Origin of the sequence: Pseudoalteromonas sp. TB64 (genome assembly GCF_000498095.1) — a bacterium.
GTDB lineage: Bacteria > Pseudomonadota > Gammaproteobacteria > Enterobacterales > Alteromonadaceae > Pseudoalteromonas.
The window spans coordinates 19253-33111 of sequence record NZ_AUTQ01000063.1 but is presented as its reverse complement, the minus strand read 5'-3'; the positions used below and the strand labels follow the sequence as shown (position 1 = coordinate 33111).

Genomic DNA, 13859 nt, shown 5'->3' with positions numbered 1-13859 from the left:
TTTTCTTTAGAACGGCGATCTGGCATCTTTGCGCATAGGTCAGTTGTTTGTAATGTCTCATTGTAAAATCTCTTGCCGGAGAAAAAGCAGTTAGCTTATGAGCAACTGACCACTTAATCTAGCCAAAACAAGTTATGCACTTACAATTTGAATCTAGGTGTTATTACTTTTACCTACTTCGACCTGGGCTGATAATAATAAAATTATTATTGCTGCAGAAGACGCTTGGGCACCTTTTGCTAACCCAAATGGCACTGGAATGGCGCATGAAATTATAACTGCGGCATTCGCTACACAGAATGTTGATGTTGAGTTTCATGTGTTTCCGTATGCGCGTGTACTTCACTACCTAGATACAGGAACTTACATTGCGGGCTTTAATGTTCCAATAGATAAAATTACAGAACAAAAATATCTACTTGGCAGCACACCACTATACGAAGCCTATTCTGCGTACTATTACAATACGAATAAACCGTTAATAGCAGTTGATAGAGAAACCTTTAGTGGTGAATCTGTAGGTGTTGTTCGTGGGTTTGGTTATGGGCAACATCATATCGATTTAGTTTCTGAGCAGTATATATACGCCCAGCCAACAAGCTCCGATGAAGTTAATGTAAAACGTTTAATACTGGGAAGATTAGATAGTGCTTTAATATTTGTTAAAGTGGCTAATTTACTAAAAAGACAACATAAACTCCCTGACGAAATTGAATTAGCTTTTATCAATGAAGGCACTGATATTTATTTGGCATTTTCGAAATTGCACCCTCAAAGTCAACACTACCAGGCAATATTTGAAAAAGGCTTATTTGCTATCATAGCTAACGGCGAAAGAGAGCGTATAACGTCTAGTTATTAATTAAATCCTAATTTAATTAATAATAGCACCTCCCTCTGTATTACTTTTTATCTAAGCAACACCTAAACAACAGCCAAACATATTTAAACAATGTGTTTATTGACCATAAGCTTTGTTTGAACTACGGTTGCGTTTTATTGTAGCAAAGGTGAAATATGGATTTTTCAACCGACGAACTCGACTTTTTCTCTGAATTATTTAAACCAGAGCAAAAGGCACTTTCTGCTCATAATCATATATTGACGATGCAAAGCAATGTGCCTGCAAGTATTGCCCATCTATTGAGTAATGCCAATTTAACATTGTTGGCAGAAGTGGCGCATTACCAACTTTGGTTTCCACTTCATTTAAAAATTGACACATCTGGAGTAATTAATCCAACTTTAAGTGCACCCGAAGTTATAGATACCAAGGGTACTCAACGTAGTTGGCGTTGGAGTCAGTTAAATATTAAAAGCCAAGGATTTTGTATTGAATCAATATCAAGCACTGGGATATTTTTAAAGCCTTTAGCTAAAAATAAGCGCTTAAGTAGAGTAAAGCATATGCAATTTACTTTACCAAACGAAGAATGTATATCGATGGATATTGAGCCTATAAGGCAAAGTAGTGATGGAATAGCAGCAAAGATCACGCGTATCCATGCTGGTAAAGAACAATTAAGAACTTACCTCTTTGAAGAACATAAACGCCAATTTGCTAACTTATATAACCACGGACACTTGGTTGATAAAACAAGCTAGATAATAAATATAAGCTTACGATTCAATCGCTTCATCAATTAAAAATCTCAATCCATACCTTTTAACATGATCGCGATAAGCATCTGCTGCCATTGGTTTTGCAAAGTAAAATCCTTGAAATTCTTTACAGCCCATTTGCGTCATTATTTCTACTTGATCTTGAGTTTCTACGCCCTCGGCTACACATTTTATATCAAGCTCTTCGCACATAACATGTATTGCTTTTACTAAGCTTTGTTGACGAGCAGAATTAGTTACTTGGCTTATTAAAGAGCGATCTAACTTGAGCTTATTAATTGGGTAATCAGCAAGGCGCGCAATATTAGAGTACCCTACTCCAAAGTCATCTACCGAAATTGTAAAACCCCACGACTGTAGTGTTTGCATAAGATTTAGTGAGTGAGCTTGGTTAGCCTCAAGAGAGGTTTCGGTAAGTTCTAGCTCTATTTGATGAGGTTTCACATCAAAATAGGCTAAATGCTTTACAAGTTTTGACATGAAATCGGTTTGACTAAAATCAATCAACGATATGTTTATTGCCACCGGCACATTAGGTATACCGGCTTTATTCCAATCGGCAATTTGAGCACATACTTTTTGAATAATTAGGTCGGTTAATCGACTAACCATCCTGTACTCTTCTGCAATAGGAATAAAAACTACCGGCGATACATTACCTAGTATTGGGCTATTCCAACGTGCTAATGCCTCAAGGCCTATACATTCACCACCTGAGTTAACTTTAGGTTGATAATATACCGACAGAGCATTTTGCTGTAGGGCTTCGTCTAATAACATTGAAATTTCGTGTTTTTCTATAAAAGCTTGTGATTGTTTCTCGTTATAACCACTAAGAGGAATATTACAATTTGCAAGTTTAAGAGCTTCGCATGCATTACTGAGTACTATTGCACTGTTTTTTCCATGATCTAGGTATTTTGCAAAGCCAAATAAAAACGATTGCTGGCACTTAATACCAAGCACATTGTATGTTTTATCTAATGTGCTTTTAATTTGCGTTAACAGTTTGTTCTGCAACTCACTTTGCAAATCAGCGCTAATAATAAAGGCAAGCTTTCCTGCACCTATATACGCGCATAAAAGCGGACCTTCTGTCATTGTTTTCAAACGTTTGTAAGCATTAATAAGTAATGTTTGGGAATCGGCTTTAGTCAGCTTTAAGTCTAAGTATTCATTATTTGCGCTTTGTGTAACAACGATATAAAAATCTTTTTGATATTTAGCGCTTAACTTATCGCATTGTATTTCAAAATATTCTCGATTTGGTAATTTTGTTTGTGAATCTCTAAAACGTAAACGTTTATTTTCTTGCTCCATCATCGATAAGTTTTGTTTGATGAGTTGCTCTTGTGTGCAATCATAAAAATCATACACTCGGTAATTTGCACTCATAACATACTGATAATTAGCTTGTAAATAATTCCCTTTATATTTCACAATCTGATTTTGAGTGTTTGGCTTATTATAATCAAGTGAAGGAAGTAAGCTTGATAGCTTTATATTTTTCTCTTTAATGTTATTTTTAATAGCAAACATCTCGATAGCTTGCTGATTCAAATCACTAATAACGAAATTTTCATCAACAATTATTTTTGCTTTATTTGACTCAGTGAAAAGAGTTCTATATAGCTCATTTTTATCTTTAAGGTGGGTATTAGCTGTCATTATTGTTTTGTTTAAACGCTTAGCGGCAACAATCGTGCGCGCAACAGCAAGCGGAATACAAATATTAAAAAATAAAAATATTAATCCCGTAATGTATAAGTTTGCATCCGGTAATTGCTGTGCTATCCCCGTAACATCAGACAAATCTATATTTTTAGTAATCATATAAAAAGGGACTATATTTAAAACAGCATAGCTAAGCGCTGTTTTATAGCCCAACAGCATCAACGAAATAATGGGGCAAGAATACATAAACATAGAGCCTACTTTAGCGAGCTCTAAATCAGTTAAAAATAAGTTCATTGCTATACTAGCGGCAACAATTGCCACTAATAATGCATGAGCACTAAACACATAAAATCGTTTACTTGCTATGAGCAAAATTAATACACTTACAAAAAAGCTAATTGTGAGTGCGACTATATAAATTAAATTTAATTCGATAGCGCTTGAGTAAGTGTGACATGCGATCCCAAAACACAGCAGCATTACTAAAGTAAGTGTTATACGCAGTGCACTTATTCGCCAATTAGCTATTTTCCCGTAAGGCACGAGTTGGTCATTTAATAAAAAAAAGTTACTTAAATAGTGCATAACAAACAATAATGGGGACAGATTGCGCAATTAAACCCCTATAGTGCAATTAAATCAATAAAATCAATGTAACCGAACTATTAACGCGACATTAACGGGTGTGCATCATTTGAATTGTTTTTATTTTAAACACCTGTTTCCCTTGTGTTTTTACAATTATTTTCTTTAATAGAAAAACCACTACACCTTAAAGTATCACCCTGTTTACTTTTTCGTTTACGCATTTCTCGTCCACATATTTCACAAATAGGGATCCGTGCATTACATTCTGTATTTACACACTGTGAGTATGTAGTTTTATCAATAGCAGGACCTTTACAGCCTTTACAGACCCGTAATTTAGTTTCGCAAATTTGCATGTTAGTGCAAGTATAGTAATTACCATACTGTCCTTTTTTAGGCATAACTAAGCCATCACTACATGTACTGCACTGTCTTTGTTTTAGTTGCGACTTAGTAAACAATGCTGAGGCTATTTGAATTGGATAATCGTCATTTACTAATTCTTTTATAAATGCTGAGCACGCATAGGGGTCAGCAATTAAATACGCTTTATGCCTAGCGCGCGTAATACCTACATACAGCAAACGCCTTTCCTCAGAGTGAGTAAAGCTGTCTTGCTCTGGTAATAACGACTCCACCAGCAAATTATTTTGATTATCATTAGGAAAACCCAATTTACCTTGCTCTAAACCAATAATTATACAGTAATCGGCTTCAAGCCCTTTAGCACTGTGCAACGTCCAAAAATGTAATTTATTAGTATGCTTTTTATTTTTTAAGTGTTGTTGCACGCTATTAAGCATGTACCGGTATCGACTAAGTACCGCAATACTTGCTGTTGCATCATTTTTTTGAATAGTACTAATCGTTTGCTGAACTTTTATTTCAAGTGATTTAGAGCCTTTATATAAGTCATCTAATAAAGTAACTTGAGGAGTGCTCACTTGCGTGTGGGTGGTAATATGCTTTTTATATTGCTCTGGGTTTTGCATTACAAAACGCCCTGCCANCACATCACTTATACTGTTGTTATACCTAAATGTTTTTTGCAGCATAGTTAGGGAGTGGCTTCCAACCAATTTATTAAAGCGCGTAGTAAGAGCAAGGTTACCACCTGAAAAGCGATAAATAGCCTGCCAATCATCACCTACCGCAGTAAAGCGCACACCTTGCCCTTTATTAATAAGCGTATTTAAAAAAGCCATACGCGCACCCGATATATCCTGAAACTCATCAACTAAAATATGACTCCAAGGCACATCAAATTCACCTTTTTTTACAGCTTTAGTGGCATGAATAATCATATCGTCAAAATCAATGGCGTTTTGCGCACTTAGCTCTTGCGTGTAAGCATTATGAATAGTTGTAAGCATGCTTGCATAACGCTGATAGTTTTTAAGACCACTTTGCTTTATACGCTGCTTTATTTGCGTATTATTGAGTTGCTCAGCCCTTATGGCTTGCAAACACTTTAAGTATTTTTCAACCCCTTGCTGTAACTGCCCTGAGTTATTTAACGTGGTTAATACTTCGTCATCGCTCAAGGGAGTAAGCGCAACACTATGTTGCTTTAAAAGTTTACTTAAACGCTGTTCTAACTTGCCTTCAAGCCAATTGTAGTGAAAGGTTTCGAGCAAAGTAGTGCCATTGTTTTTATGTAGATCACGCTTGAAAGCTATTTGCTTGTTATAGCGTTTTTTATTTATATCGGCGCGTGTATTACCTTTTCTATCAATACCAAAGTGCTCTAAATAAATATTGTATTTTGATAAGTAAAAATCAGGATTATATTGCACATTTGGGGTTATATTTTCTTCTGATAAACCCTGCATTTTTTTATAGCTTGGCTCGTACTCGTGATCAACCGAATGTAAATATAACCAATTTGAAATAAGTAGTTCTTGATAGCTCTTAACTTTATAGCCCGCAAGGCTTTGATAGTCGTTATCTCGTATGTAACGTTCGTAAGCTGCACTGCTTTTAAAACTAAAAATATCGACAGGCTCGTGAAGTAAATCTATAAATTTTTTTAAAAATCTGGGGTCAGTTTGTATTTGTTTAGTAAGCCATGCCGTTAACCAGTTTTTTTGCTGCAAGTCATCAGTAGCAAATGTAGAAAGTTCAATAGGCTTTTTAGCGCTTTGCAATAACTTTAGTCCTAACGCGTGAAACGTTAAAATAGTCGGTGGTTTAGTATTTAAATTGACGTGCGCTGCGCGTTTAATAAAACGTTCTTTTAGCTCCTCTGCTGCCGTTTTATTATAGGCAAGCACTAATATTTGCTCTGGTTTAGCTACTTCTCGCGCTATTAAATCAAGTGATTTAGCCACCATAACTGACGTTTTACCTGTACCTGCTGCTGCTAGTACTAAATTTTTATCGTTATCGCGTATAACCGCTAAGCGTTGCTCTGTTGTTAGCGGGTTAGACTCAACACTATTATAAAAGTCATCTCTGAGGGTAAGCTGCTTTTGTTCATATTTATGGCGTAACTGCGCTACAGCGTCTGCTGTTTTTGGTGTACTACCTAAAATACTTAAAAACTTTACACTAACGGGCGTTAAATGCTGCTGCCATACTATTTGGTTATGTGCGTAATCTTTACTTAAAGAAAAAACAGCTTTATCCAATATTTCAATGGAACTATCGCGCAAAAACTCATCTAAAGAACAACGCTTTAAAAGTATTTTAGCGTTATCTATTTTTTGCTCTAGTGTATTTGCAAAATGTTGATTTAACGCTTTATTGAGCACGTCTGCTTCGGCTTTATTTAAAAAGCTAATACACGTGTTGTTACGATCACTTAAATTAATTTTTGCACTAAACAAGCGATTTTGCAGCACAGTAAAGTTACTAAAATCGCTTAATAAAAATTGCTGCTTAGTGTTATCTCTAAAGTAGATAACAAGCATTTTTTGCTCAATATTTACCTGCTTAATACGGGTAAAAAAACGACCCAACCAACTTGGTGTGGCAATATACTGCGCCATAATACTCAATACAAAAACAGACTATAAAGCGATTGTAACATACTCTTTTATAATAAATTTACTCATAACACAGGCTACTATTTCACTAAAAAAAGAATAACGCAGTTTGTTTAAATCTTTTATTTAAAATTTATTTTACACTTGTTAACAAATTTAAACATTTATAAATAATGCTCTGTGTAACAATGCGCTCACAAATGAAGGAGCTTACATGTTAAAAAAATGCTTTGCCCTAGCGACTATAGTTTTAATTTTATGCGCTTGCATATCAGAAACAGAGTCTGACTTAATAAAAACAAAAGGGATATGGGCGGGTTTTGAGCTTGTATCTGACGGAAATCGTACTCGCGTTAACGCTGAGTTAAATGCTGGCGACGCTAACGGTTCAAATATTGTATTAAGCGATAACGATGCACTGCAGGTAATAATAAGAAACACGGCTGTTGAACTTAAAAAAGATACCGATTTTTTAGACGTTGATTACCAAGCGTATATAAATATAACTGACGATAACGAGCCATTTGATCTTTTATTTAATCGTGATAATAAAATAAATGCACACTCAAGTGTTGAACTCCCACTTAATTTTATTATTTTAACACCAAGTAACGAACAAAACTTTAGATTAAATAACACGATAACCGTACAACTAGACGGTACTGATCCTAATAGTGTGAGTAGTATTGAGTTAATCAGTAAGTGTACAAATAGCAACGGCGAAACATTAATACAATCAATGCTCAGTGAGATTAAATATTCTAGTTACTCATTTAAGCTAAACAGCTTAGCTATGTTTAACAACGCGCAAATAGATAAAAGTAAAACATGCAATTTAACTATTATAGTTGAACGAGTACGCTTTGGTGCTATTTCAGATGAATTTGCAAGTCAAAGTTATATTCAAGCAAAGCAACAGCGCACAATAAACAATATGACTTTAACGTTTTAATTTGCACGCTATTTTACTCAGCGTTAAGCTATACCTTTATTAAGTAATTTTACCAATTGCATTTAATACTTCTTCTCTATGTAGGAGCTAATTGCAATTGATATAAAGGTTTATTATGACTAACAGCACATACTCTATTGGCACACCTGGCAAAAAATGGAATGACAACGATAAAGCCCAGTGGTTAACACGCCAAAACATTAAACGCAGTTACCAAAACGAAGTCGTAACGCTAATTAATGACCTTAAGAGCACCTTAAATATAGAGCAATACGGCGAGCTTAATTACGCCGCTGGCACTTACCCATTATATATATTAAAAACGCCCAACTTTAATGCTAATAAACCAACTGTTTTAATCACCGGTGGTGTGCATGGCTACGAAACTAGTGGCGTACATGGCGCGCTTAGGTTTGCTAAAACATCGGCTATGCAACACTCAGAGCAGTTTAATATTATAATTGCACCCTGCATTAGCCCTTGGGGATATGAAACTATAAACCGCTGGAACCCAGACGCCATTGATCCTAACCGCTCATTTTACGAGGGCAGCCCAGCTCAAGAATCAGCAGCTATTATGGCGTTTGTAAAATCATTAGGTACTGACTTAGTCGCTCATATTGATTTACACGAAACAACGGATAGCGATAACAGTGAATTTAGACCCGCACTCGCTGCGCGTGAAGGCACCACTAATACTAACTGGAACATACCTGACGGGTTTTATTTAGTTGCAGATAGCAAAAAACCTGAGCCGGAGTTTCAAAAAGTCATCATAGAAAGCGTTGCAAAGGTAACTCATATTGCACCGAGCGATGAAAATAACCAGCTAATAGGCGTACCTCAAGAGCAATTTGGTGTGATTAACTATGCAGCTCGAGAGTTAGGTTTATGTATGGGCTTTACTGATGCACCCTATGTAACAACAACAGAGGTATACCCAGATAGCCCAACTGCTACAGATGAAGAATGTATATTGGCACAAGTCGCCGTTATAACGAGCGCGCTAAATTACATTAAAACCTCTATATAAGATTAATCCCTCCTTCAAATACGGGTATTCATTAAATTCGATACCCGTTAAAACAACTATGCACAAGTAACAACTTAACAACAAAAAACAATCCAAAAGAACTGGTTTTATTGGATTTAAAAGTATAAGGTTAACTTTCCCTCAAATTTAAGGAGTATACATTGGGGTTTAAGAATCAATATGGACAAGTAAGTCTTTATACTGAAAATAACGTTGTTATAGCTCACTTTACGGGGTACATCACCTCGGCGCTTCTTCATGCGTTTAAAATTGAATTATGCGAAAAAATAAAATCCCTCAAAAATCAGCCTTGGGCTTATATTAGTGATTCTTTCGATGTTTTAGCTGCAACACCTGAGGCAGAAAAAGAAATGATAAATATTAGCCGTTTAATGGCAGCAAATAATTGCCTAATTAGCGCGTTTGTACTCACATCCGCTATCGCTATAAATCAAATGAAGCGTATTTTAAAATGCGCCAAAAGAAATGTTAATTTTAGTGAATGCCTGTTTACAGATTTAGATAGCGCAAAGCAGTTCATTTCTCACAACTTAAAAAGTAAGCAGGTCAACTGATATAAAAATTGCTGACCTTACTTTATCAATCTCAGTTTTTATAAAACTGACTGTCTTTGGTTATCGTAATGCTGGCGTCTTCTTGCGCTGTTACAATAAATTGTAACTTACTCACTTTACGCTCAATATCGTAACCATCGGCTGTTACAGTAACGGGGACTCTTTTCATCGTCCCAGGCTGTACAAGCGTAGCTCTCGGACTTGAGAGCGTTGCCCCTGGCAAACCCTCTATGGCAATACTGTAATGCAGTGCTTGCTGCGTTTTATTAATAATAGTAAGTGTGTAAGGATTTTCTACTAAGCCCTCGTAGTTCACTCTGTAGAGCGCATTCCTATCTCGTAGTACTGAGGCTTCTATTGGTGTACGTTGCAGCATCCATGCAAACATAGAAATGATTAACAAAGCTGTTAATGCACCATACCCTACTAGCTTTAATCTAAATGGATTGGTTTTGCCTCCCTCCATTTGTTTTTCACTGGCGTATTTAATTAAGCCTTTCTCGTAACCAAATTTCTCCATGGTATCGTCGCAGGCATCAATACATAAGCCACAGTTTATACATTCATACTGCAAGCCATTTCGAATGTCTATTCCCGCAGGGCATACCTCTACACATAAGTTACAGTCTACACAGTCACCTAAGTTAAGCTCTTTTGGATCGGCTTTGCGTTTACGTGGTCCACGGTTTTCACCTCGCTCACTATCATATGTAACAAGTAACGTATCTTTATCAAACATAACAGCCTGAAAACGAGAATACGGGCAAGCAATTGTGCACATTTTTTCGCGTAAAAACCCTGCATTGCCATAAGTACAAAAAGCGAATAAAAACACCCAAAAGCTCGTTATACCTGACCATTCAAACGTAAGCATTTCCATATACAAACTTTTTGCCGGAATAAAATACGCCATAAACGAGGTGGCGGTTAAAACGGAAATAACAATCCACGCGCTGTGCTTAGTTATTTTTTTGCGCCAAGTGCTTAGCGTCCACTGTGATTTATCTAATTTAATTCGCTGATTTCGCGTGCCTTCTATGCGTTGCTCTACCCACGAAAACATGAGCATCCATATAGTTTGCGGGCACGTATAACCACACCAAACCCGACCAAGCCAGTTAGTTACAAAAAATAATGCAAAAGCCCCTACCATAAATAGCAGGGCTAAAATCATAAAATCTTGAGGAAGGAGTGTTAGACCAAAAATAGTAAAGGTTTGCGTTGCCACATCAAGCAGCACAGCTTGTTGTCCGTTATATTGGATCCACGGTATTGCAATAAAAGTTAGCATTAGCAGCCAACCTAAATTACGGCGTATGCGCTGAAAAAATCCTTTTTGCTCGCGGATATAAATTGGCCCTTCAGTGTTATAGGGCTTAATAATCATGTCTTCTTCTTTAATATCAAACTTCATAGTACTTGCTTTATAATGACGGGTATTAAGCAAGTATTTGCAACTTTCAGACCAAGCTGAAATTTTATTTACATCATTGATACTAAACAGTTTATTTCAACGCAGCAAAATGAATTTCGCGATATTAAACGCACTTCGCGATATATCACGAATTTTTAGTAATCCCTAATTTTCGCATTTTTGAGCGTAGTGTACTCTCAGGTAAGCCCAATTTAACTGCTGCCCCTTTATCACCCGATATTTGCCAGTGCGATAACGCAAGAACAGAGGTTATATGCTGTTTTTGGGCCCCATCAAGCGTAAGTGAAGGGTTAATAACTACTTCACCACCCGCTTGCAAAGGCTGACTTAGCTGTAGTACAGCCTGATTAGATAAAATAGCTTCGCGTTCAAGTACGTTTTGCAGCTCTCTAATATTGCCTGGCCAATCGTAGGCTTGCAGCTGCGTAATTGCTTTTTTACTTAGCCCTTTTAAATGTTTACCCAATCGTTTATTTAGCTGCGCAATTAAATTAGCGCATAAATAAGGAATATCCTCTTTTCGATCTTTAAGGGCGGGTACTTTTATTGGAAATACATTAAGCCGATAATACAAATCAATTCTAAACGTGCCTTTTTGTACCATTTCCCACAGGTCGCGATTAGTCGCTGCAATAACTCTAATATCTACTTTTAGCGTATTGCTGCCACCCACACGTTCAAACTCTTGTTCTTGCAGGACTCTCAGTAATTTACTTTGCGCCTCAAGGGGAAGCTCTGCTATTTCATCTAAAAACAAGGTGCCTTTATCAGCAAGCTCAAAGCGCCCTTTACGACGTTCATTAGCACCTGTAAACGCGCCTTTTTCATGTCCAAACAGTTCCGATTCTAGCAAACTTGGGGTAAATGCAGCGCAATTTACTTTTATAAAAGCTTGTTCGCTACGCTTGCTTAGTCGATACAAATTACGAGCTACTAATTCTTTACCCGTGCCATTTTCGCCAAGTATAAGCACTGTGCTGTCGGTTTCACTTACCAGTTTTATTTGATCTAACATGGTTTGAAATATATGGCTTTGTCCAACTAGCCCTGAGTCTTGCCAATCTTCGTTAAGTTCTGCAATTAAGTAGTTGTTTTCATCTTTTAGCTGCTCACTTAAATGCTTTACTTGCTCAAGTGCCTCTTGCAGTGCATTTTGTGTTTGTTGTTGCAGTGATATGTCGCGAAATACCGCTACAGCACCAATTAACTCATCATTTTTATAAACAGGTGTTGAGGTGTATTCCACTGCAAATGAGCTACCGTCTTTACGCCAAAAAACTTCATTTTTAACTTCACGACGTTTTCCGTCAAACATGGTGCAATATATTTGGCATTCATCAGCGGGATAAGGTGTGCCATCAGCATGAGTATGGTGATGATATTGGTGTATTTTTTTACCTAATAGTTCCTCAGCGCACCAACCTGTCATGCGCTCAGCGGCAGGATTAACAAACACCGCATTACCCGAGAGGTCAAAACCGTATATGCCCTCACCTACTGCGTTTAGCAATAGTTTAGGATCGTTTAAAAATTGTTTTATCATAAATGCACCTCGCGAAATATCGCGAGCATTATGGCAATTTTATACACTAAGCGCACTCATTACTTAAAATGCACTCACGTGTAAATTAAAACGCTATAAATAGTGCTGAAATAGCATTTTTACATCGATTTTTGCACCTAGCCTTGCGGCTATTAAATAAAGTCCTGCTAGTTTTCGGTGAATAAATAGCGCATCAACGGGCGGTGTATGCCATTGCTGAGATTGTGCACTGAGGGCAAGCCCTGCATTTTTAATTTTGAGCGCGAGTTCGCTATTTTTAAAATCAAATTCCCCTTCTGCTCTCAGTGGCTCACACGCCATTAAGAATAAATCAATGACGTTGTTTTTATACTCATCAACTAAGTCATTTTTAAAATAACCAATGTGTGAAGCCGCTTTAAGCACACCTTCTCTGTTGTTTTCACTACCCGCTTTAAATAAAGCTAAATAAGCGCGGCTAAGGTCGATTGATATTTCTCGCGTTGCACCAAAATCAAATAAAACAATTTTTTGTGTATCAAGCTGATAATGAAAATTGGCAAAATTAGGGTCGGTTTGAATTAATTTAAATTCAAACATTTCTTTAAAAAATAAATCAATAAGTTGCTCTGCAACATAGCTTTTTTGACTATCAGGTAGCTCTGTAATACTCTCAATGGGCTCTGCTTTTATATACTCCATAGTTAGCACTTGTTGTGTGCTGTGCTCTGGATATACGTTGGGTACTTTAAAGTGGGGATTAGTTGCTAATGCATTTTTATAACGTATTAAGTACTGAGCCTCACGTTTATAATCAGCCTCGGCTAATAACTGTGCCTTAGCCTCACTAATAAGTGGTTTAATATTAAGATCTTTTGGCAATAATCGAGAAATCGTTAATAAAGAAATAACGTTATCTACATCACTTACTACACTTTTTGCAATGCCAGGGTATTGAATTTTAACAGCAAGCTGATCGCCATTTTCTTTATAAGCTAAATGAACTTGCCCTATAGAAGCCGCTGCAAAAGGCCTTAACTCAATATGAGAAAAACGCGCTAGCCACTCATCCCCCCATTGCTCTTTTAACACTTCAACCAGCTGCTTATGAGGCATTGGATTCGCGTCTGAGCGCAGTAAAGCAAGTAACTGAGCCAATTCAGGACTAAGTAAATCACCGGCATCCATTGAAAGTAATTGCCCGAGCTTCATTGCTGCGCCACGTAAATGAGATAGCTGTGTGGCTAGTTTTTCAATGTTTTTAGGTTGTAGTAGTAAGCTTTTATTGTCCCAACCTTTACCGGTTAGCGCGCTCTTAGCGCCATCAACTAACATGTTGGTAGCAACACCTGTTGCGAGTGAGCCTAATTTTGCAAAGCGAGAAAGCCGAGAAGTGGGAACAGTACGAGGAGCCGCCATAATATTAAAACCTAATTAGCCTGAAAGTCAGGCTAATTAATACGTATA

The 13859-nt window shown here is 36.9% G+C and carries 10 protein-coding genes; 5 read left to right on the top strand and 5 right to left on the bottom strand.

The features are described from left to right. Positions 1 to 157 precede the first annotated feature (157 nt). The gene (locus tag L647_RS0102665; protein WP_024609825.1) at positions 158 to 862 is read left to right on the top strand and encodes a transporter substrate-binding domain-containing protein; all 705 of its coding nucleotides are present in this window, start codon (positions 158 to 160) and stop codon (positions 860 to 862) included. Between the two features lie 155 nt (positions 863 to 1017). Next, positions 1018 to 1605 carry a hypothetical protein gene (locus tag L647_RS0102660; protein WP_024609824.1) on the top strand — a complete coding sequence of 196 codons (588 nt, stop codon included), beginning with the start codon at positions 1018 to 1020 and terminating at the stop codon, positions 1603 to 1605. 15 nt (positions 1606 to 1620) lie between these two features. On the opposite strand, the gene L647_RS1000000125570 is transcribed toward L647_RS0102660, so the two are convergent. Next, positions 1621 to 3885: a GGDEF domain-containing phosphodiesterase gene (locus L647_RS1000000125570; protein ID WP_024609823.1), complete on the bottom strand. Its 2265-nt coding sequence runs from the start codon at positions 3883 to 3885 to the stop codon at positions 1621 to 1623. Between the two features lie 125 nt (positions 3886 to 4010). Further along, positions 4011 to 6878, bottom strand: coding sequence for a UvrD-helicase domain-containing protein (locus L647_RS0102650; RefSeq protein WP_024609822.1), 2868 nt, complete (start codon positions 6876 to 6878; stop codon positions 4011 to 4013). Between the two features lie 211 nt (positions 6879 to 7089). On the opposite strand from L647_RS0102650, the gene L647_RS0102645 reads away from it, so the two are divergent. The 3 genes from L647_RS0102645 to L647_RS0102635 all read left to right on the top strand — a co-directional run bounded on the left by L647_RS0102645 (position 7090) and on the right by L647_RS0102635 (position 9435). Beyond that, on the top strand, positions 7090 to 7827 hold the full coding sequence (locus L647_RS0102645) for a hypothetical protein (RefSeq protein WP_024609821.1): 738 nt from the start codon (positions 7090 to 7092) through the stop codon (positions 7825 to 7827). Positions 7828 to 7942: 115 nt separating this feature from the next. After that, positions 7943 to 8860, top strand: a complete 918-nt coding sequence (locus tag L647_RS0102640; protein ID WP_024609820.1) for a M14 family metallocarboxypeptidase — start codon at positions 7943 to 7945, stop codon at positions 8858 to 8860. A 161-nt stretch (positions 8861 to 9021) separates the two neighbouring features. Continuing rightward, positions 9022 to 9435: a hypothetical protein gene (locus L647_RS0102635; RefSeq protein WP_024609819.1), complete on the top strand. Its 414-nt coding sequence runs from the start codon at positions 9022 to 9024 to the stop codon at positions 9433 to 9435. A 31-nt stretch (positions 9436 to 9466) separates the two neighbouring features. Here L647_RS0102635 and ccoG read toward each other — a convergent pair whose 3' ends face one another. The 3 genes from ccoG to L647_RS0102620 form a co-directional block, all read right to left on the bottom strand. After that, the gene (gene ccoG / locus L647_RS0102630; protein WP_024609818.1) at positions 9467 to 10849 is read right to left on the bottom strand and encodes a cytochrome c oxidase accessory protein CcoG; all 1383 of its coding nucleotides are present in this window, start codon (positions 10847 to 10849) and stop codon (positions 9467 to 9469) included. A 145-nt stretch (positions 10850 to 10994) separates the two neighbouring features. Next, a complete protein-coding gene (locus L647_RS0102625; RefSeq protein ID WP_024609817.1) occupies positions 10995 to 12413 on the bottom strand; it encodes a sigma 54-interacting transcriptional regulator in 1419 nt (472 codons plus the stop codon). A 93-nt stretch (positions 12414 to 12506) separates the two neighbouring features. Continuing rightward, complete coding sequence (locus L647_RS0102620; protein ID WP_024609816.1) at positions 12507 to 13811, bottom strand: AarF/ABC1/UbiB kinase family protein; 1305 nt, start codon at positions 13809 to 13811, stop codon at positions 12507 to 12509. Positions 13812 to 13859: the final 48 nt, after the last annotated feature.

What these genes read in the sequence shown, in the direction of transcription:
- L647_RS1000000125570 (WP_024609823.1), bottom strand. Translation starts at nt 3,885, where the DNA reads ATGCACTATTTAAGTAACTTTTTTTTATTAAATGACCAACTCGTGCCT.
- L647_RS0102660 (WP_024609824.1), top strand. Translation starts at nt 1,018, where the DNA reads ATGGATTTTTCAACCGACGAACTCGACTTTTTCTCTGAATTATTTAAA.
- L647_RS0102645 (WP_024609821.1), top strand. Translation starts at nt 7,090, where the DNA reads ATGTTAAAAAAATGCTTTGCCCTAGCGACTATAGTTTTAATTTTATGC.
- ccoG (WP_024609818.1), bottom strand. Translation starts at nt 10,849, where the DNA reads ATGAAGTTTGATATTAAAGAAGAAGACATGATTATTAAGCCCTATAAC.
- L647_RS0102620 (WP_024609816.1), bottom strand. Translation starts at nt 13,811, where the DNA reads ATGGCGGCTCCTCGTACTGTTCCCACTTCTCGGCTTTCTCGCTTTGCA.
- L647_RS0102625 (WP_024609817.1), bottom strand. Translation starts at nt 12,413, where the DNA reads ATGATAAAACAATTTTTAAACGATCCTAAACTATTGCTAAACGCAGTA.
- L647_RS0102640 (WP_024609820.1), top strand. Translation starts at nt 7,943, where the DNA reads ATGACTAACAGCACATACTCTATTGGCACACCTGGCAAAAAATGGAAT.